The sequence below is a fragment of the Krasilnikovia sp. MM14-A1259 genome (assembly GCF_047159535.1).
Classification (GTDB): Bacteria; Actinomycetota; Actinomycetes; order Mycobacteriales; family Micromonosporaceae; genus Actinoplanes.
In genome coordinates this window covers 6,667,406-6,684,909 of the sequence record NZ_BAAGAJ010000002.1, presented here as the reverse complement: position 1 = coordinate 6,684,909, position 17,504 = coordinate 6,667,406, and the positions used below count along the sequence as shown (strand labels likewise).

Sequence of the window (17,504 nt, the reverse complement as noted above, 5' to 3'; positions counted from 1 at the left end):
CGAGACTAGGGCGTCCGGGCGCGCAGCACGCAGAACTCGTTGCCTTCCGGGTCGGCCAGCACCACCCAGCCGACGTCGCCCTGGCCGATGTCGACCGGCCGGGCACCCATGTCGACGAGCCGCTCGACCTCGGCCTCCTGGTCGTCGGGGCGCAGATCGAGATGGAGCCGGTTCTTCACCGTCTTGGCGTCCGGCGCGGTGAGGAACAACAGGCCGGGCAACTCGTCCGGGGTGCGGCGAATCTCCACCTCGTCCGGTTCCTCGTGGACGATCCGGTAGCCGAGCGCCTCGGCCCACCAGCGCGCGAGCCGCGCCGGATCCTCCGCGTCCACGACGACCTGCTCCCACCGGCTCGGCATACGCCCTCCCGCGCTCGACAGCAGCGATCATGCTACGCCTCCGCGATCACGGCCGGTGACGCACAGCGGGTGCGATCGGATTCTGGCGCGCAGCCCGAAGATGGCCCGCGCAGGAGCACGGCCGAGGGCGGCGAGACGCCCTGACTTCCCGCCGGCGGCCGGGCAGGGGAACGGCGGGAGCATCACTGGGCTGAGGAGAGATGTGCCCGGCGTCGACAACTGTCTGCGGGAAGCCATGGCGATTCCCGGCGCGATCGGTGCCGGGATCGTCGACTGCACGACCGGGTTCCCGGTCGCCACCACCGGCGCGGCGCCCAACTCGGATCATCACGCCACGGCGGCGGGCACAGCCGACGTCGTACGGGCGGCCAACAGCCGGTCGCTGTTCGTCTCCGCCGTACCACATGACCTGCTGGAGGACCTGATCATCACGACCGCCGGGGGTTATCACCTGCTGCGCCCCCTGCACACCGACTTCGACAGCCGGCTGGTGCTCTACGTGTGGCTGGACCGGATGCACGGCAACCTCGCGGTGGCCCGCCGCCGGATGCAACGACTCGCCCACGAACTGGTCACCACCTGAGGCGCACGGCAGATCCACCTGAGACGTACCGGAGAAAAGACCAGACAGGAGCGACGCCGATGGCCGCCGAGACCGCCGCACCCGGACGCCTGCTACGGCAGGCCGCCGCCGAGCGGCGGACCGGTGCGCTGGTCGTCACGGGCCGGCCCGGCGGCACGCTCTACCTCACCGACGGCCTCGTCACGTACGCCGAGTCGCCGGCCGCCCCGGGCGTGGGCGAGTTGCTCACCGCCTCGGGACGGCTCGCGGCGCGCACATGGCAGGCGGCGCTGGACGTCGGCACCGCGCGGTCACAGGTCGGCCGTCTGCTGCTGGACCAGGGTCATCTCACCCGGGGGGAGCTGGAGCTGTGCGTGCACGGCGCGACGTACGACGCGGCCTACTTCGCGCTGGGCCCGGCGGCGGCCGGGGCCGACTTCGTCGCGGGAGAAACGCACTGGCTGGGCGCGATGGTGTGGATCGACCCGGAGGCGGTGGACCACGAGTCGCGGCGCCGCCAACGGCTGCTGGACGAGATCTTCCCGTTCCCGCACCTGGACTCGGCTCCGGTCAGCCCGGTCGCGCGCCCGCCAGCCGAACGTATCTGGCTCACCGCGCCGCAGTGGGAGCTGATCGTGCACGCCGACGGCCAGCGCACCCCGGCCGACCTGGCCCAGTTGCTCGGCCGGGCGGGCTTCGCCACCATCCAGGAGTTGCGCCGGCTCGGCGCGCTCGGCCTGCTGGAGCTGCCGGAGCCACGGACACACCCCCCGGACGTCGTCCGGCCGTCCCGGGCGGCCGGCGCCGCCGTGGACATCACCACCCGTACACACGTCGCTGTGGCGGATGGCAACCCGACCGTACGCATCCTGGCCCCTCAGCATCCGGCCGTGACCGTCCAAGCCGCCGTGCCCGCGCCTGCCCAAACGGCCGTGACCGCCCAGGCGGCCGTTCCCGCGTCTGCTCATGCCGCCGTGCCCGCCCCGGCGGAACAGCCGCCGGGAATGGACGGCGCGGGCCTGCCGCCGCCCCGGCTCGCCCGGCGCGAGCCCGGGGCCCGGCTACCCGCGGAGTTCGTCGACATCGGGGCGGCGGAGCCCCCGGCCACCGACGAGGTCCTGCTGAAACGCATCCGCACCGCGCTGAGGTCGCTGCGGTGACGCGCGCACCACCCGGAGGGAGCCAGGAAAGGATGACATTCGGTGCGGCGGTCTTGACGGAGCTGGGCAACCTGCGGGCCAGGTTGCCGGAACTCTGCGGCAGCGTGCTGGCCACCGTCGACGGCATGGTGGTGGCGCACGACTCCCAGGGCATCGAGCCGGAGGTCCTGGCCGCGCTGGCCGCCGCGCATCTCGCGCTCGCCCGCCGGTTCGCGCACGCGGTGAACCACGGGGAGCTGCGCGAGTGCGTGGTGGAGTGCAACGGCGGCTACCTCACGTCGTACGCGGCCGGGCCGGAGATGATCCTCACGCTCGTCACCACCGGCGACGCCAATCTGGCCATGGTGCACCTGGAGGCCCGCCGCTGCGTACGGCGCATGGTGCGCCTGCTCGACCGGGAACCGTCGGCGCCCACCAACCCGCCGCTCCCGGCACCCGTTGTCCCCCGGATCCCGGCCCAGGCGGCGCCGGAAGGTCCCGCGCAGACCGGACCGGAGATCCCCGCTCAGGCCGGACCTGCGGGGCCGCTGGCCCGGCGTACACCGATGGCCGCCCTGCGCCACATCCGCGGCCGTGGCGCCCGATGACGCTGCCACCGGCACCAGACGTGACACCCGGCACCGCCGGCACCCAGGCCCGGCGGGCCACCCCCACCCTGACGGAGGTAACACCGTGCCTGACATGGAAACCGCACTCAAGGACATCATGGAGATCGACGGCACGATCGGCGTCGCCCTCGTGGACCACACCAGCGGCATGGCCCTGGGCACCCTCGGTGGCGGCAAGGACCTCGATCTGACGGTCGCCGCGGCAGGCAACACGGACGTGGTGCGCGCGAAGCTGCGGGCGATGGAGATGCTGAACCTGTCCGAGAAGATCGAGGACATCCTCATCACGCTGGACACCCAGTACCACATGATCCGGCCGCTGACGAGCCGCGGCGGCAAGGGCCTCTTCCTGTACGTGGCACTGCGCCGGGACCGCGCGAACCTGGCGATGGCCCGCCACCGGCTGCGCATGATCGAGGCGGACCTCGACGTGTGAGCCGACCGGACCGGCCGGGGCGGAATCGCCCCTCCGTCCCGGCCTGTCCCGCCCACCCATCACCCGGCAGATTCAAAGTCCGCCCTTCCCGCCTCGGCGCTCTGGACCACCACACGATGACAATTGCTGTTGACGGGCGGGCCTGGCGGTGCCATGGTCGCGGAATGGCCGACGCCACGCGACACCCGAATTGACCTGAGGGCGGCCACGCCGCCCGCCGTCTGACCCGGCGCCTGTACGCGGTCCGCGGGTGCGAGGAAGCCATCCTCTTCTACCCGCTGTACGCGCTGCTGTTCGCGGACGCCGGGCTGTCCACCGCGCAGATCTCGTCGCTGTTCGTGATCTGGTCGGTGGTGTCGTTCGTCTGCGAGGTCCCGTCGGGCGCGTGGGCCGACTCCTGGTCGCGCCGCCGCCTGTACGCGATCGGCGCGTTCCTGACCGCCGCGGGCTACGCCACGTGGACGGTCTGGCCCGCGTACACCGGTTTCGCGCTGGGTTTCGTGCTCTGGGGCGTCGGCGGCGCGTTGCAGTCCGGCACCCTGGAGGCGTTGGTCTACGACGAACTGTCCGCGGTCGGCGCCGCCGACGCGTACGCCCGCGTCGCGGGCCGCAGCGGCACCGTGGCGATCCTGTCGATGCTCGCCGCCACGACTCTGGCCGCCCCGGTGTTCGCGCTGGGCGGCTACCCGCTGGTCGGGGCGTTCAGCGTCGCCGTACCGGCGGTGGGCGGGTGTCTGGCGCTCGGGTTCGCGGAGACGCCCCGCCGCGAGCGGGCCGACGAGTTCGGCGGCGTACGCGGGTACGCCTCGACCCTGACCGCGGGCCTGCGCGAGATACGCCGCAGCCGGATCGTCGCCGGCGCGGTGGCGGTCGCCGCACTGGTGCCGGGTTTCACCGCGCTGGACGAGTACCTGCCGTTGCTGTCGCGTGCCGTCGGCGCACCGACCGCACTGGTGCCGCTGCTGTTCGCGCTGCCTGCCCTGGGCATGGCGGTCGGCAGTGCGCTGGCCGGAAGGTGGGCGGCGATCGCGCCGCGCACACTGGCGGCGGTCCTGGCCGGGGCGGGCGGGCTGCTGGCCGCGGGGGCGCTCAGCGGACGTCTCGCGGGCATGGTGCCGATCGCGGTGGCGTTCGGTGCGCTGCAGTTCGCCATCGTGGTCGCGGAGACCCGGTTGCAGCAGGTCATCGGCAGCGGGGCGCGGGCGACCGTGCTGTCGGTGAGCGGGTTCGCGGCCGAGGTGTGCGCGGTAACGATCTACGCCGGGGTGGGCGCGGGCGGGGCGGTCGCGTCGACCCCGGTCCTGGTCGCGGGCTGCGCCCTGCCGTTGACGGCCACCGCTCTGGCCGTGGCCCGGCTGCTGCCGGGCCACACGCGGGACGGGAACCCGAGCCGCCCGGCCCCGGCCGGGGACGGGCCCAGCGGGGGTCAGGACAGCAGGTCGCCGAGCGTGACGAGCTGAAAGCCGCGGTCCCGGAGCTGCTTGATGATCGACGGCAGGGCTTGCGCGGTCTTCGGGGCGTTGGCCTCGGTGATGTGCAGGACGACGATCGAGCCGGGCCGGGCCTGCGCCACCGTGTCCGCCGCGATGCGCCGCGGATCCGAGCCGAACGCGTCGCCGGACACGTCGTCGTACTCGACGACGGTGCAGCCCACCGGCGCGATCGCGGCCAGCGCCGCCTTGTCGTAGCAGCCACCGGGGAAGCGGAAGTACCTGCTGGGGTGGTCGGTGAACCGGCCGAGCACTTGGAACGACCGCTCGACGTCGGCGGCCATGCCGTCGCGGGCGATGGTGCCGAGCCCGTAACACCCGGCCCGGAAACCCTCGTGCGCCCAGGAGTGGCTGGCCAGCTCGAAACCGGGGTCGGCGGCGATCCGCCGGGTCAGTGCGGGGTACGCCTCGACCCACTTACCGGCCAGGAAGAACGTCGCCGGCGTACGGGTCCGCTGCAGCTCGTCGACGACGGCGGTGTTCGCGTACGACTTGACCTGGCCGGCGGCGAGCTTGCGCAGCATCGAGTCGGTCATGTTCGAGTCGAAGGTGAGCGCGATCCGCTTGCGGTCGCGCGGTCCGTGGAAGACCACGGGCGCCTGGGTGCCGCGCGGCTGCGCGCCTTTCCCGGCCGGCGCGGGCAGTGCGGCGATGCTCGTGGCGGGGACGTGGCTCGCCTCGCCCAGTTCGGCGCCGGCGGCGCGGCCGGCGTGCGGGTCGGTCACGCCGATCGACTGTGCCGCGCTGCCGCCCGGCGCGGGCTGCCCCGGGCCGGCCGGCGAGGAGGCGGGTGGCGGCGGCACGGCGACGGGCCGCGGCGCCGTACCGGGCTGGCAGCCGGTGAGCGCCGCGGTCAGGGTCAGGGCGGCCGCCGCTAGGACGTGACGGTGGTTCACAGCCGTCGAACCCTATCCGGTCGTGGCAACCATCGGGAGATCTTCCGGACCGCTACCTACGCGAGGAACCGCGTGCGACGGCGGCGGGCGACCAGGTAGCCCGTACCTCCGAGGAGCAGCAACGCTGCGCCCGCGGCGCCGAGCAGGCCGGCCGGCGCGCCGGTGACGGGCAGCCCTCCCCCGCTGCCACCCGCCGCCTGCGGCGCCAGCATCCGCACCGCCCAGGTGATCAAGACCATAGGGCGGTGAGGGCGCGGGTCAGCCGCCGGAGTCGTCCATCTCGGCGCCCTCCGGAACGGTGTCGTCGTCCCGGCTGTCGAGCCAGCCGTACGGCAGGGACACCTTGCCCGGGGCGTTGACCCGGCCCCGGGGCTGGCCCAGCGACTCCGACGGGAACGGCACCTGCGGGTCGAGCTGGCCGAGCAGGTCCTCCAGCTGCGCCACCGACGAGATCATCGCCAGGCTGCGGCGCAGGTCACCGCCGACCGGGAACCCCTTGAGGTACCAGGCGACGTGCTTGCGGAAGTCGGCGCAGCCGTGCCGCTCGTCCTCCAGTGCCTCGACCAGCAGCCGGGCGTGCCGGGCCATGATCGTGGCGACCTCACCGAGGGTCGGCAGGACCTGCGACGGGGTGCCCGCGAACGCGGCGGACAGGTCGGCGAACAGCCACGGCCGGCCCAGGCAGCCACGGCCGACGACGACGCCGTCCGCTCCCGTGTGCGCCACCATGCGCATGGCGTCGGACGCTTCCCAGATGTCGCCGTTGCCGAGTACGGGCACATCGAGGGCCTGCTTGAGGGTGGCGATGGCATCCCAGTCGGCGTTGCCGGAGTAGCGCTGCTGCGCCGTACGCGCATGCAGGGCGACCGCGGCGACGCCCGCTTCCTGCGCGATCAGCCCGGCCTCGACGTACGTGAGGTGGTCGTCGTCGATGCCCTTGCGCATCTTCACCGTGACCGGGATGCCGGCCGGTGCCGCCGCCTCGACCGCCTGCCGGACGATGCGGCCGAACAGGCGCCGCCGCCACGGCAGCGCGGAGCCGCCACCACGGCGGGTGACCTTGGGTACGGGGCAGCCGAAGTTGAGGTCGATGTGGTCCGCGAGGCCCTCCTCGGCGACCATCCGGACCGCGGCGGCCGTCACGTCGGGGTCGACGCCGTAGAGCTGGAGGCTGCGGATCTCCTCGTCGGGGGCGAACGCGATCATCTTGAGCGTTTTCGGGATGCGCTCGACCAGCGCCCGCGTGGTGATCATCTCGCAGACGTAGACGCCGCCGCCCTGCTCGCGGCAGAGCCTGCGGAAGGCGACGTTGGTGATCCCGGCCATCGGCGCGAGGACGACAGGCGGATCGACCGCGAGGCTTCCGAGTTTCAGCGTCACCCGACGAGCATCGCATGCCGCCGGCCGGGGCCTCTATTGCATCAAATCAGTTTGATGTAATCTGCGGTCATGGGGCGCGCCAGGGAAAACGCCATGCCCGCGCCGCCGCTGTTCGTGACCGCGGCGGGTCATCCGCTGCGGTGGCGTCTGCTGGGCGAGCTGGCCCGCAGTGACCTGGCCGTCCGCGAGCTGACCGCGGCGGTGGGCGAGCCCCAGAACCTGGTGTCGTACCACCTGGGCAGGCTGCGCCGGGCCGGTCTGGTCTCCGGGCGGCGTAGCAGCGCGGACGGCCGCGACACCTACTACACGCTCGATGTGGCGGGCTGCGGGCGGCTGCTGGACGCGGCCGGCGGCGCCCTGCATCCGGCGCTGCACCGGCGCCCGGCCGAGCCCGCGGTTCCGGCCGCCGCGCGGGTGCTGTTCCTGTGCACGGGCAACAGTTCGCGGTCGCAGATGGCCGAGGCGATGCTGCGCGACCGCGGCGCGGGCGTGGTCGAGGCGTACAGCGCGGGGAGCCGTCCGAAGGCGGTCCATCCGCTCGCGGTGTCCGTGATGGCGGCCCGGGGCATAGATCTGAGCGGCGCGCGGCCCAAGCATCTCGACGAGTTCACCGGCACCGCGTTCGACTTCGTGATCACCTTGTGCGACCGCGTCAAGGAGGTCTGCCCGGAGTTCCCCGGCGTCTCCCGCGCGGTGCACTGGAGCATTCCCGACCCGGCCGCCGACCCCGCCGGCCTGCCCGCGTTCGTGCAGGTGGCCGACCAGGTCGCCGCGCGGATCGACGTCCTGATGCACACCATCGCCGCCCGTACCGGAAAGGAGACGCAGTCATGATCAGCCCGATTGACAGCACCGTGCACGTCCGCTACCTGGTCGACGACGTCCAGGCTGCGATCGACTTCTACACCGACCATCTCGGCTTCACGGCGAACACGACGTTCCTGCCGGCGTTCGCCGACGTCCGGCGCGGGAACCTGCGGCTGCTGCTGTCCGGCCCGGCCAGTTCGGCGGGCCGGGCCATGCCCGACGGGCGGCGACCGGAGCCCGGCGGCTGGAACCGCATCCACCTGCTGGTCGACGACATCGACGCGGAGGTGGCCCGGCTGCGCGCGGCCGGCATCAGCTTCCGCAGCGAGGTCGTCCGCGGGCCGGGTGGCCGGCAGATCGTGCTGGACGACCCGGCCGGTAATCCGGTCGAGCTGTTCCAGCCCGCGGATTCCTGAGTGTCCTCGGCTCCGGCCCGCGTCGGGCTCGGCACTGTGCTGCGGGAGTGGGGCCGCATCGGCTGCATCGGGTTCGGCGGGCCTCCCGCGCACATCGCCCTGCTGCGCAAACTGTGCGTACAGGACCGCAAATGGCTGGCGGCGCAGGAGTTCGAGGACGCCATCGCCGCCTGCAACCTGCTGCCGGGCCCGGCCTCCACCCAGCTCGCGATCTTCTGTGCGTGGCGGGTCCGTGGCCGCGCCGGTGCGCTGGTGGGTGGCGCGGCCTTCATCGTCCCCGGCCTGATCGTGATCCTCGGGCTCGCCGCGCTGTTCCTCGAAGGCGACCCGCCGGTGTGGGTCAGGGCTGCGGGCGCGGGCGCGGGCGCGGCCGTTGCCGCGGTGGCCGTTCATGCCGGGGCGGGCCTGATCCCTCCGGCCTGGAAAAGTACGCCCGACCGCGCGCGCTGGGTCGTGTATCTGCTGCTCGGTGCTGCCGCCGCCGCCACCGTGGGCCCGTGGCTGGTCCTGCTGCTGCTCGCCTGCGGCCTGGCCGAAGTCCTCGCCCAGCGCCTGCACCGGAGCACCTCGGGCCGACCGGCGGACGCGCACCGTCGCCCACCGGCACCACTGATGCTGGCCGCGGCCGGGGTGGGTGGCGGGGTGCTGCTGCCGCTCGCCTGGGTCGCGCTCAAGGTGGGCGCGCTGTCCTACGGCGGCGGGTTCGTCATCATCCCGATCATGCAGGCCGACGCGGTCGACCATCACCACTGGATGACCGGAGCGCAGTTCCTCAACGCCGTCGCGCTCGGCCAGATCACGCCCGGCCCGGTCGTGCAGACCGTCGCGGTCGTCGGCTACGCCACGGCCGGACTCGGTGGCGGGTTACTCGCCTCGGTCGTCGCGTTCAGCCCGTCGTTCGCGTTCATCCTGATCGGCGCGGAACGTTTCGACCGGCTGCGCGCCGACCGGCGCGTGCGCGCGTTCCTCGACGGCGCCGGCCCGGCGGCGATCGGCGCCATCCTCGGCTCCGCGATCCCGCTGGCCCGCGCGCTCGACCAGCCGTGGCAGTACGCCGTCCTCGCGGGCGCCGCCGTCCTCACGCTGGCCCTGCGCCGCGGACCCGTCCTGACGCTGCTGACCGCCGCCCTGGCCGGGGTCGTCATCGTCCTGGCCGGCGGGCCGCTCCCCCACTGACCCGAAACGGCCCCCGGGAGATCCTCCGGGGGCCGTTCGTCGAACGTGCTGCCGGGCCGACTCTCAGCAGCCGGGCAGGCGGTCGATCAGGTAGCGCTCGATCTGGTCCAGCGACACCCGCTCCTGCTTCATCGTGTCGCGGTCCCGGACGGTCACCGCGTTGTCCGTGAGCGTGTCGAAGTCGACCGTCACGCAGAACGGCGTACCGATCTCGTCCTGGCGGCGGTAGCGGCGGCCGATGGCCTGCGCGTCGTCGAACTCCACGACCCAGCGCTTGCGCAGCGTGGCGGCCAGCTCGCGGGCCTTCGGGGACAGCTCCGGGTTACGCGACAGCGGCAGCACGGCCACCTTGATCGGCGCGAGCCGGGCGTCGAAGCGCATCACCGTACGCTTGTCGACGCCGCCCTTGGTGTTCGGCGCCTCGTCCTCGTCGTACGCCTCCAGCAGGAACGCCAGCACCGCGCGGGTCAGGCCGGCCGCGGGCTCGATCACGTACGGCACCCAGCGCTCACCCTTCTCCTGGTCGAAGAACGACAGGTCGACGCCGGAGTGCTTGGAGTGGGTGGACAGGTCGAAGTCGGTGCGGTTGGCGATGCCTTCCAGCTCCGCGAACTCCGTGCCGCCGAACATGAACTTGTACTCGATGTCGACCGTGCGCTTCGAGTAGTGCGACAGCTTGTCCTTCGGGTGCTCGAACATCCGCATGTTGCCCTCGGACAGGCCCAGGTCGCGGTACCAGTTCCAGCGCTCCTGCAACCAGTACTCGTGCCACGTCTCGTCCGTGCCGGGCTCGACGAAGAACTCCATCTCCATCTGCTCGAACTCGCGCGTACGGAAGATGAAGTTGCCCGGGGTGATCTCGTTGCGGAAGCTCTTGCCGACCTGCGCGATGCCGAACGGCGGCTTCTTGCGCGCGGCCGTGGCCACGTTGTTGTAGTTGACGAAGATGCCCTGGGCGGTCTCGGGGCGCAGGTAGTGCAGGCCCTCGTCGCTCTCCACCGGGCCCAGGTACGTCTTCATCAGGCCGTTGAACATCCTCGGCTCGGTGAAGGTGCCCTTGTTGCCGCAGTTGGGGCAGTTCAGCTCCTGCAGCGAGGCGGGGACCTTGCCGTGCTTGGCCTCGTACGCCTCCTCCAGGTGGTCCGCGCGGAACCGCTTGTGGCAGGACTGGCACTCGGTCAGCGGGTCGACGAACGCGTCGAGGTGGCCGGAGGCGGCCCACACGTCGCGGGACAGGATGACCGCGGAGTCCAGGCCGACGATGTCGTCGCGCTGCTGGACCATGCTGCGCCACCACTGCCGGCGGACGTTCTCCTTGAGCTCCACGCCGAGCGGACCGTAGTCCCACGCCGAGCGCGTACCTCCGTAGATCTCGCTGGAGGGGAAGACGAAGCCCCGGCGCTTGGCCAGGCTGACGACGGCGTCGATACGGTCGGCGGGCATGTTCCTCCTACGCCGGCTGGTTTGTCGGCGGGGATCAGGTGATGGGACGAGTCAGGAGATTACTCTTCCACGCCGCAGACCTGGAATTGGCCCGTGTCGCGGCTCTGGTCCAGGTAGACCTCGACGTGGCTGGTCTGGCCGTCGGCGAACGTCACGTCGACCGGCACGGTCAACTGGACCGCGGCCAGGTCGACGTCGCCCACCTCGTACGAATCGATCTTGCCGGCCTCGCTCTGCACCGCGGTGAACTCGGCCGCGCTCTGGCGGTCCTTCTCGCTCTCGCACTGCATCGCGTACGCGTCGTTGTACTTGCCCTGCTCCAGCGCGTCGAAATACTTGCCGATGACGACATGGGCCTGCTCGTTCAACGCGCTGGTCATCACCGCGCCGAGCCCGATCGCCGCCGCGAAGGCGCCCCCGCAGACCAGCACGAGCACGCCGGCGCCGATCCCCAGGCCGAGCCCGATGCGCCGGCCGCGCCCCTCCACGGGCGGCGCGGGGAACGGCGGCTGCACGCCGGGACCGGGCGGGGGCGGTGGCACGACCGGCTCGGCCGCGGGCGCCCCGGGCCCCGCGGGTGGTGGCGGAAAGGCCGCAGGCGCCGTGGTCATGCGCCCCAGACTAGTGCTCAGCGCCAGGGCTGCGCGGCCCGGTCACTGGCCGTGACCCGCACCGGGCCGCCCGGCTCCGCATCGGCCAGCGTCTCGAACGCGGACGGCTCGTCGATCGATTCACTGAGCAAGGGGATCGACCGCACCTTGACGTCGAAATCGCCCAGTGCGCGCCGGTAGGCTCCCACCGATTCCCACTCGGTGACCAGCGTCCAGCAGGCGGGGTCGTCGAAAGCACGGGTCAGCCGGCCGCTGCGGTATCCGGGGCGGGCGGCCAGTGCGGCGAGGGCCGCGTGCGCCCGCTCGGCGAATGCGTCCTGCGTGTCCGGGGAGATCAGGAACCGGTTGAGCACCAGCATGACCGTCAGCGTACGCACTGCAGATGAGGTCGCCGTGGCACCGTCCGAGAAGCTGCTCCGCCGGCTCGCCGGGGTCAACCCGACGACCGCGTTCTTCGTCGCGCTGGCCTTCCTGCTGGCCGGGCTGTTCCTGCCGGGCATCGTCGGTGCGGCGTTGCTGGGCGTGGTGGCCGCGGGGGCGGCGGGGCTGACGTACACGACGTGGCCGGTGCAGTCCGTGCCGACCCGGGTGGTGCGGGTGCTGCTGCTGGCCGCGCTGGTCGCCGCGGCCACGGCGAAGGCGCTGTGACGGGTGCACGCATGCGCTTTTGACAATCATTGTCATTATCGCCCACAGTTGGCGGTATGACGCGCCTCCGGCCCCTGCTCGCCGCCGCGGCCGTCCTCGCGCTCGGCGCCGTCACCGGCTGCACCGCCCGGGCGGACGACGCCGCCGACGGGCGGCTGCGCATCGTCACCGCGTTCTATCCGCTGCAGTTCCTCGCCCAGCGCCTCGGCGCGGACCAGCCCACGGTCGGCAACCTCACCAAGCCCGGCGCCGAACCCCACGACGTGGAGCTCAGCCCGCGGCAGGTCGGCCAGATCGCCGACGCCGACGTCGTCGCGTACCTGAAAGGGTTCCAGCCCGCGGTCGACCAGGCCGTCGCGCTGGAGGCGCGGGGCCGGGCGTTCGACGCCGCGACCGCGGTGCCGCTGCTGCCGCTGGGCGGCACCGACGCCGAGGCCGGCGAGGAGCCCGCCCGGCTCTCCGGGGGCATGGACCCGCACGTCTGGCTCGACCCGCAGCGCTTCGCGACGATCGGCGACGGGCTCGCCGCCCGGCTCGGCCAGGCCGACCCGGCGCACGCGGCGGACTACACGGCGCGGGCCGCGGCGCTGCGCCGCGACCTGGGCACCCTCGACTCCGAGTACGCGTCCGGCCTGGCCACCTGCGCCCGGCGCGAGATCGTCACCAGCCACAGCGCGTTCGGCTACCTCGCCCGGCGCTACGGACTGACCCAGGTCGGTATCACCGGCGTCACGCCGGAGAGTGAACCGTCGCCGCGGCGCCTGGCCGGCGCGGCCGCCGAGGCCCAGCGCACCGGCGCCACCACGATCTTCTTCGAGACGCTGGTCAGCCCGAAGGTCGCCGAGACCGTCGCCCGCGACGTCGGCGCCCGGACCGCCGTCCTCGATCCGCTGGAGGGGCTGACCGAGCCCGGGGAGGACTACTTTTCCGTGATGCGCCGCAACCTCACCACCCTGCGGACCGGTCTGGGATGCACGTCGTGACCGCGCCCGTCGTCTCCGTACGGCACGCCGCGGTCGCGTACGGCGGCCGGCCCGTGCTGCGCGACGTGTCGCTGACCGTGGCGCCGGGCACCGTCGTGGCCATCCTGGGCGCCAACGGTTCCGGCAAGTCGACCCTGGTCCGTACGGTGCTGCGGCTGGTGCCGCTCGCCGACGGCGAGATCGACCTGTTCGGCGTGCCCCAGCAGCGGTTCCGGCAGTGGGCCCGGATCGGGTACGTGCCGCAACGCGTCGGCGCCGCAGGCGGCGTCCCCGCCACGGTCGGCGAAGTGGTCGCGTCGGGGCGGCTGGCCCGCCGCGGCATCCTGCGCCCACCGCGCGCCGCCGACCGGGCCGCCGTACGCGCCGCCCTCGACGACGTCGGGCTCGCCGACCGGGCCGGCGACCCGGTGGCCACTCTGTCGGGCGGCCAGCAGCAGCGGGTGCTCATCGCCCGGGCGCTGGCCGGTCAGCCCGACCTGCTCGTGCTCGACGAGGCCACCGCCGGGGTGGACGCGAGCAGTCAGGAGGCGTTCGCGGCCACGCTGCGCCGGTTCGCCGGGCGCGGCGGCACGGTGCTGCTGGTGGCGCACGAGCTCGGCCCGCTGCAGCCGCTGATCGACACGGCCGTCGTCGTGCACGAGGGCCGCATCGCGCACGAGGGTGCGGTGCCGGAGCCCGCGGGGCACCACGCCGAGCCGGGCCACGACCACGTGCACCCGCACGCCGAGGAGCCGCGTGGCGGCATCTGCGTGGCGCCCACCGACCGGATGGCGGCGAACTGATGGCGCTGTACGCCCACGACTTCATGATCCGGGCCCTGGTCGCGGCGCTGATCATCGGCTTGGTCGCCCCGGCGCTCGGCGTCTACCTGGTGCAGCGGCGCCTGTCGCTGATCGGCGACGGGATCGGGCACGTCGCGCTGACCGGCGTCGGGGTGGGGCTGCTGCTGCACCAGTCCCCCGTGATCACCGCGGTGGTGGTGGCCGCGGCCGGCGCGGTGGGCGTCGAGCTGGTACGCCAGCGCGGCAGCACGTCCGGCGACCTGGCGCTGGCGCTGCTGTTCTACGGCGGCATCGCGGGCGGGGTGATGCTGGTCGGCCTGTCGCCGGACAGCACCAGCGCCAACCTCGTGCAGTACCTGTTCGGCTCGCTGATCACCACGTCGCCGCAGGACCTCGCGGTGATCGCGGGGCTGGGCGCGGCCGTCCTGGTCGCGATGCTGGTGCTGCGGCCCGCACTGTTCGCGGTGTGCACCGACGAGGAGTACGCGCGGGTATCCGGCCTGCCCGTCCGTACGCTGAATCTGCTGATGGCGGTGACCACCGCGGTGACCGTCACGATCGCCATGCGCACCGTGGGGCTGCTGCTGGTCAGCGCGCTGATGGTGGTGCCGGTGGCCGCCGCCCAGCAGGTCACCCGGGGTTTCCGCAGCACCATGACCGTGGCCATGGTCATCGGGCTCGGGGCCGCTGCGAGCGGGGTGTGGCTGTCCGGCGAGATCGACACCGCGCCCGGGGCGACGATCGTGATCCTGGCGATCGCGGCGTTCGTCGCGCTCACCGTCGGCGCCGGGACGTGGCGGATGCTGCGCCGGCACGCCGCCCCGGCGACGCCGGACCGGGTCGCGGCCGAGCCGCCCGACGTGGTGCTGCACGGGTGAGCGGTACCGTGACTGCGGTGACGACGACGACCGGTTACGAAGCGTACGAGGCGGCCGGGGAGCTGCTGCGAGCACTCTCCGCGCCGATCCGCGTGGCGATCGTGGCCGAGCTCGGGGCGGGCGAGCGGTGCGTGCACGAGCTGGTGGAGAAGCTGGGGGCGCCGCAGCCGCTGGTCTCCCAGCATCTGCGGGTGCTGCGCGGCGCCGGGGTGGTGCGGGGGGCTCGGCGCGGCCGGGAGATCGCGTACTCGCTTGTGGACGAGCACGTCGCGCACATCGTCGCGGACGCGGTCAGCCACGCGAAGGAGGGCGCCCCGTGACCGGGGAGCCCGCCGCGGCAGTCCGCAACACCCGCCAGCGCAGCGCGGTCAGCGCGGTCCTGGCGGCCGTCGACGGATTCCACAGTGCTCAGGACCTGCACGCCATGCTGAAGGCCCGCGGCGAACGGGTCGGCCTCACCACGGTGTACCGGACGTTGCAGGGACTGGCCGACGCGGGTGAGATCGACGTGATGCGACCGCCCGGCGGCGAGCACCTGTACCGGCGGTGCAGCCAGGGCCACCACCACCATCTCGTGTGCCGGTCCTGTGGCCGGGCGGTCGAGGTGGAGGGCCCGGCCGTGGAGGCATGGGCGGACCGGGTAGCCGGTCAGCACGGCTTCGTGGACGTCTCGCACACGGTCGAGATCTTCGGCACCTGTCCCGGGTGCGCCCGGGTCTGAACACCCGCGGCGCCGCACTGCACCGGGCGCCCCTTCATGCGACGCTGTCGCGCGTGAAGTGGTACGCCGACCGGCTCCCCGTTGCCGTCCGCCAGATCGTCACCGACCTGTGCGTCGTGCTGTGGATCTACCTGTGGATCCGCGCCGCGCTGTGGGTGCACTCGACCGTCCTGAAACTGGGTGTGCCCGGCGCGAAGCTGCAGAGCGCGGGCACGAGCATCGCCGACAACCTCGCCGACGTGGGCGGCAAGGTGGGCCGCGTACCCGTCGTCGGTGATCAGCTCACCAGGCCTTTCACCGGGGCGTCCGACGCGGCTCGGTCGCTGGCCGACGCGGGGCGCCAGCAGCAGGAACTCGTGAGCACCGTGGCGCTGCTGATCGCGTTCACGGTGGTGGTGCTGCCGCTCACGCTGGTGGTGCTGGGCTGGCTGCCGCTGCGGCTGCGGTGGATGCGCCGGGCCGGGGTGGCCAGCCGGGTCCGGGAACAGGCGGCGGGCCGGGATCTGCTGGCGTTGCGCGCCTTGACGCGCCGTCCGCTGAACGAGTTGACCCGGCTCGGCCCGGACATCGCACAGTCCTGGCGCGACGGCGACCCCGACGCGGTGGACGCGCTGGCCGCGCTGGAGTTGCGCAGCCTGGGTCTGCGCGCCGCCCGGCGCTGATCGGGTACGCCGGACCGCTGTCAGTCGTCCGCGACGAACTTCTCGTCCTCCTCCAGATCCTCGGCCTCGATCCAGCTCCGCCGCACGTACGGCACGACCACCCAGTGCGTCACGAACCAACCGCCCACGATGACCGTCAGGCTCAGCGCGGCCCAGATGTTCAGCAGATAGTCGGTGATCAGCAGCACGCTGCTGACCATCGAGACGAGCAGGCACGCGAGCCCAGCCGTGGCCATCCGGTGCGCGTACCTGACCAGTTCGGGCTTGCGACCCTGGCGGAACAGGGCGCGGTGGAACGCCACGGGCGCGATGAGCTGGGTGGCGGCGAACGCCGCGGAGATCAACGCCACCAGGTAGACGCCGCGCTGGAAATGGTTCGTGTGGGGGAACCCGTTGCTGAACGGCAGCGTCAGCAGGAATGCGAACAGGATCTGCACCCCGGTCTGCGCGACCCGCAGCTCCTGCAGCAGGTCGGCGAAGTTGCGGTTCCAGCGCTGCCGCTCGGTCTCGCCGGGCAGCCCGCCCTTCTCCCGGGCCATCCGCCCTCCCACGGTCACTCTCCGGCGCAAACCCGCGCAGTTCCCCGGTGCCGCCCCGCGGTTCCCCGGGGGCATCCCCGCAGCGGCGAACGGTCAAACACCCGTCCGCTCCAGCACCGCGTCCGCGAGTGCTCGGGGGGCCTCCTCCGGCACCCAGTGCCCCACGTCGTGCAACGCGACGAGCCGGTAGTCCGCATCGACACAGTCGCCGGTGGCCAGCGCGGCCGTGCGGCCCAGCACCGGGTCCGCCTCACCCCACACGTACGTGGTCGGCACGGTGATCTGCCCGACGCCCGCGAGCTGGCCTTTCGTGAGCGCCCGGTACCAGTTCAGGGCGCCGGTCAGCCGTCCCGGGGTGCGCATCGCCGCGGCGTACCCGGCCGCCCGCGGACCGATCGGTTTCAGCATCGAACGCAGCATCGCCCCGTCGCGGGCGAGCATCAGCCGTTCCGCGAACCGTGCCCGGAACATCCCCATGTACGCGAATCGCAGCCGTTGCCGCGGTTCCCGGCTCAGCGCGGTCGCCAGCGCCCGCGGGTGCGGCACCGACACGGACGTATACGAGCGCACCCGCTGGGGCTGCTCCGCGGCCAGCAGCCAGCCCACATGGGCACCCCAGTCGTGGCCCACCACATGCACCGAATCGAGACCGAGCGCGTCGAGCACCGCGACCGCGTCCGCGCACGCTTCGGGCAGCCGGTACGCGGCCACCCCGTCCGGGCAGGCTCCCGGGCTGTAGCCGCGCTGGTCCAGCGCGTACGTGCGCAGGCCCGCCTCGTGCAGCCGCGGGGCGATCAGCTCGAACTCGCGGTGGTCCTGGGGGAAGCCGTGCAGCAGGAGCACCGGCTCGCCGTCGGGCGGACCGTCGGCGTACACGTCGAAGGTGAGCCCGCGGGCCTCGATCTCCATCGCGATCCTCCCTCGCTGTTCCCCCGCACGACCTGGTG

Annotated in this window: 24 protein-coding genes; 15 read left to right on the top strand and 9 right to left on the bottom strand. The window is 73.0% G+C overall.

Translation table 11 applies throughout. The annotated features are described in order from the left end of the window. Window positions 1–5: 5 nt before the first annotated feature. A complete protein-coding gene (locus tag ACMCNK_RS30435) occupies window positions 6–359 on the bottom strand; it encodes a VOC family protein (RefSeq protein ID WP_412739774.1) in 354 nt (117 codons plus the stop codon). Window positions 360–561: 202 nt separating this feature from the next. Between ACMCNK_RS30435 and ACMCNK_RS30430 the strand changes: the two genes are divergently transcribed. The 5 genes from ACMCNK_RS30430 to ACMCNK_RS30410 all read left to right on the top strand — a co-directional run bounded on the left by ACMCNK_RS30430 (window position 562) and on the right by ACMCNK_RS30410 (window position 4,585). Then, window positions 562–942, top strand: a complete 381-nt coding sequence (locus ACMCNK_RS30430) for a hypothetical protein (RefSeq protein ID WP_412739773.1) — start codon at window positions 562–564, stop codon at window positions 940–942. A 59-nt stretch (window positions 943–1,001) separates the two neighbouring features. Then, entirely contained in the window at window positions 1,002–2,081 is a 1,080-nt protein-coding gene (locus ACMCNK_RS30425; protein WP_412739772.1) for a DUF4388 domain-containing protein, read from the top strand. A 32-nt stretch (window positions 2,082–2,113) separates the two neighbouring features. Beyond that, the gene (locus ACMCNK_RS30420) at window positions 2,114–2,668 is read left to right on the top strand and encodes a roadblock/LC7 domain-containing protein (protein ID WP_412739771.1); all 555 of its coding nucleotides are present in this window, start codon (window positions 2,114–2,116) and stop codon (window positions 2,666–2,668) included. An 85-nt stretch (window positions 2,669–2,753) separates the two neighbouring features. Further along, a complete protein-coding gene (locus ACMCNK_RS30415) occupies window positions 2,754–3,125 on the top strand; it encodes a hypothetical protein (protein ID WP_412739770.1) in 372 nt (123 codons plus the stop codon). A gap of 221 nt (window positions 3,126–3,346) precedes the next feature. Then, window positions 3,347–4,585, top strand: coding sequence for an MFS transporter (locus ACMCNK_RS30410; RefSeq protein ID WP_412741037.1), 1,239 nt, complete (start codon window positions 3,347–3,349; stop codon window positions 4,583–4,585). On the opposite strand, the gene ACMCNK_RS30405 is transcribed toward ACMCNK_RS30410, so the two are convergent. Genes ACMCNK_RS30405 through dusB form a run of 3 tightly spaced genes read right to left on the bottom strand, consistent with a single transcriptional unit; the run spans window position 4,552 to window position 6,891 of the window. Next, on the bottom strand, window positions 4,552–5,511 hold the full coding sequence (locus ACMCNK_RS30405; RefSeq protein ID WP_412739769.1) for a polysaccharide deacetylase family protein: 960 nt from the start codon (window positions 5,509–5,511) through the stop codon (window positions 4,552–4,554). The genes ACMCNK_RS30410 and ACMCNK_RS30405 overlap by 34 nt on opposite strands. A gap of 56 nt (window positions 5,512–5,567) precedes the next feature. Further along, window positions 5,568–5,744: an LPXTG cell wall anchor domain-containing protein gene (locus ACMCNK_RS30400; RefSeq protein ID WP_412739768.1), complete on the bottom strand. Its 177-nt coding sequence runs from the start codon at window positions 5,742–5,744 to the stop codon at window positions 5,568–5,570. Window positions 5,745–5,769: 25 nt separating this feature from the next. After that, window positions 5,770–6,891 carry a tRNA dihydrouridine synthase DusB gene (dusB, locus tag ACMCNK_RS30395; RefSeq protein ID WP_412739767.1) on the bottom strand — a complete coding sequence of 374 codons (1,122 nt, stop codon included), beginning with the start codon at window positions 6,889–6,891 and terminating at the stop codon, window positions 5,770–5,772. A 93-nt stretch (window positions 6,892–6,984) separates the two neighbouring features. Between dusB and ACMCNK_RS30390 the strand changes: the two genes are divergently transcribed. The 3 genes from ACMCNK_RS30390 to chrA are packed head-to-tail and all read left to right on the top strand — an operon-like array spanning window position 6,985 to window position 9,290. Further along, window positions 6,985–7,725, top strand: coding sequence for an ArsR family transcriptional regulator (locus tag ACMCNK_RS30390; protein ID WP_412739766.1), 741 nt, complete (start codon window positions 6,985–6,987; stop codon window positions 7,723–7,725). Next, window positions 7,722–8,114, top strand: a complete 393-nt coding sequence (locus tag ACMCNK_RS30385; protein WP_412739765.1) for a VOC family protein — start codon at window positions 7,722–7,724, stop codon at window positions 8,112–8,114. Before ACMCNK_RS30390 ends, ACMCNK_RS30385 begins: the two co-directional genes overlap by 4 nt. Continuing rightward, complete coding sequence (gene chrA / locus ACMCNK_RS30380) at window positions 8,115–9,290, top strand: chromate efflux transporter (protein WP_412739764.1); 1,176 nt, start codon at window positions 8,115–8,117, stop codon at window positions 9,288–9,290. A 63-nt stretch (window positions 9,291–9,353) separates the two neighbouring features. On the opposite strand, the gene ACMCNK_RS30375 is transcribed toward chrA, so the two are convergent. From ACMCNK_RS30375 to ACMCNK_RS30365, 3 genes are read right to left on the bottom strand one after another with little or no spacing between them, the layout of a single operon-like run. Further along, window positions 9,354–10,733 (bottom strand): glycine--tRNA ligase, encoded by a 1,380-nt coding sequence (locus tag ACMCNK_RS30375; RefSeq protein WP_412739763.1) that lies wholly within the window; start codon window positions 10,731–10,733, stop codon window positions 9,354–9,356. 59 nt (window positions 10,734–10,792) lie between these two features. Further along, window positions 10,793–11,344 (bottom strand): hypothetical protein, encoded by a 552-nt coding sequence (locus tag ACMCNK_RS30370; RefSeq protein ID WP_412739762.1) that lies wholly within the window; start codon window positions 11,342–11,344, stop codon window positions 10,793–10,795. Between the two features lie 17 nt (window positions 11,345–11,361). Next, complete coding sequence (locus ACMCNK_RS30365; protein WP_412739761.1) at window positions 11,362–11,703, bottom strand: antibiotic biosynthesis monooxygenase family protein; 342 nt, start codon at window positions 11,701–11,703, stop codon at window positions 11,362–11,364. Between the two features lie 34 nt (window positions 11,704–11,737). Between ACMCNK_RS30365 and ACMCNK_RS30360 the strand changes: the two genes are divergently transcribed. The 7 genes from ACMCNK_RS30360 to ACMCNK_RS30330 are packed head-to-tail and all read left to right on the top strand — an operon-like array spanning window position 11,738 to window position 16,018. Further along, a complete protein-coding gene (locus ACMCNK_RS30360; RefSeq protein WP_412739760.1) occupies window positions 11,738–11,992 on the top strand; it encodes a DUF6703 family protein in 255 nt (84 codons plus the stop codon). Between the two features lie 56 nt (window positions 11,993–12,048). Further along, a complete protein-coding gene (locus ACMCNK_RS30355; RefSeq protein ID WP_412739759.1) occupies window positions 12,049–12,975 on the top strand; it encodes a metal ABC transporter substrate-binding protein in 927 nt (308 codons plus the stop codon). After that, window positions 12,972–13,757: a metal ABC transporter ATP-binding protein gene (locus ACMCNK_RS30350; protein WP_412739758.1), complete on the top strand. Its 786-nt coding sequence runs from the start codon at window positions 12,972–12,974 to the stop codon at window positions 13,755–13,757. Before ACMCNK_RS30355 ends, ACMCNK_RS30350 begins: the two co-directional genes overlap by 4 nt. Further along, complete coding sequence (locus ACMCNK_RS30345; RefSeq protein ID WP_412739757.1) at window positions 13,757–14,635, top strand: metal ABC transporter permease; 879 nt, start codon at window positions 13,757–13,759, stop codon at window positions 14,633–14,635. The genes ACMCNK_RS30350 and ACMCNK_RS30345 overlap by 1 nt, the downstream gene beginning before the upstream one ends. Window positions 14,636–14,652: 17 nt before the next feature. Next, the gene (locus tag ACMCNK_RS30340; RefSeq protein WP_130511222.1) at window positions 14,653–14,955 is read left to right on the top strand and encodes an ArsR/SmtB family transcription factor; all 303 of its coding nucleotides are present in this window, start codon (window positions 14,653–14,655) and stop codon (window positions 14,953–14,955) included. Beyond that, window positions 14,952–15,356, top strand: a complete 405-nt coding sequence (locus ACMCNK_RS30335) for a Fur family transcriptional regulator (protein ID WP_412739756.1) — start codon at window positions 14,952–14,954, stop codon at window positions 15,354–15,356. Before ACMCNK_RS30340 ends, ACMCNK_RS30335 begins: the two co-directional genes overlap by 4 nt. Before the next feature lie 53 nt (window positions 15,357–15,409). Continuing rightward, a complete protein-coding gene (locus tag ACMCNK_RS30330; RefSeq protein ID WP_412739755.1) occupies window positions 15,410–16,018 on the top strand; it encodes a hypothetical protein in 609 nt (202 codons plus the stop codon). Window positions 16,019–16,038: 20 nt separating this feature from the next. Here ACMCNK_RS30330 and ACMCNK_RS30325 read toward each other — a convergent pair whose 3' ends face one another. Continuing rightward, on the bottom strand, window positions 16,039–16,557 hold the full coding sequence (locus ACMCNK_RS30325) for a DUF6328 family protein (protein ID WP_412739754.1): 519 nt from the start codon (window positions 16,555–16,557) through the stop codon (window positions 16,039–16,041). A 93-nt stretch (window positions 16,558–16,650) separates the two neighbouring features. Next, entirely contained in the window at window positions 16,651–17,466 is an 816-nt protein-coding gene (locus tag ACMCNK_RS30320) for an alpha/beta fold hydrolase (RefSeq protein WP_412739753.1), read from the bottom strand. Between the last annotated feature and the right edge of the window lie 38 nt (window positions 17,467–17,504).

Excerpts from the sequence above, each read along its gene's own strand:
- ACMCNK_RS30435 (WP_412739774.1), bottom strand. The coding sequence starts at position 359 with ATGCCGAGCCGGTGGGAGCAGGTCGTCGTGGACGCGGAGGATCCGGCG.
- ACMCNK_RS30425 (WP_412739772.1), top strand. The coding sequence starts at position 1,002 with ATGGCCGCCGAGACCGCCGCACCCGGACGCCTGCTACGGCAGGCCGCC.
- ACMCNK_RS30420 (WP_412739771.1), top strand. The coding sequence starts at position 2,114 with ATGACATTCGGTGCGGCGGTCTTGACGGAGCTGGGCAACCTGCGGGCC.
- ACMCNK_RS30390 (WP_412739766.1), top strand. The coding sequence starts at position 6,985 with ATGCCCGCGCCGCCGCTGTTCGTGACCGCGGCGGGTCATCCGCTGCGG.
- ACMCNK_RS30385 (WP_412739765.1), top strand. The coding sequence starts at position 7,722 with ATGATCAGCCCGATTGACAGCACCGTGCACGTCCGCTACCTGGTCGAC.
- ACMCNK_RS30375 (WP_412739763.1), bottom strand. The coding sequence starts at position 10,733 with ATGCCCGCCGACCGTATCGACGCCGTCGTCAGCCTGGCCAAGCGCCGG.
- ACMCNK_RS30370 (WP_412739762.1), bottom strand. The coding sequence starts at position 11,344 with ATGACCACGGCGCCTGCGGCCTTTCCGCCACCACCCGCGGGGCCCGGG.
- ACMCNK_RS30365 (WP_412739761.1), bottom strand. The coding sequence starts at position 11,703 with ATGCTGGTGCTCAACCGGTTCCTGATCTCCCCGGACACGCAGGACGCA.
- ACMCNK_RS30355 (WP_412739759.1), top strand. The coding sequence starts at position 12,049 with ATGACGCGCCTCCGGCCCCTGCTCGCCGCCGCGGCCGTCCTCGCGCTC.
- ACMCNK_RS30345 (WP_412739757.1), top strand. The coding sequence starts at position 13,757 with ATGGCGCTGTACGCCCACGACTTCATGATCCGGGCCCTGGTCGCGGCG.
- ACMCNK_RS30325 (WP_412739754.1), bottom strand. The coding sequence starts at position 16,557 with ATGGCCCGGGAGAAGGGCGGGCTGCCCGGCGAGACCGAGCGGCAGCGC.
- ACMCNK_RS30320 (WP_412739753.1), bottom strand. The coding sequence starts at position 17,466 with ATGGAGATCGAGGCCCGCGGGCTCACCTTCGACGTGTACGCCGACGGT.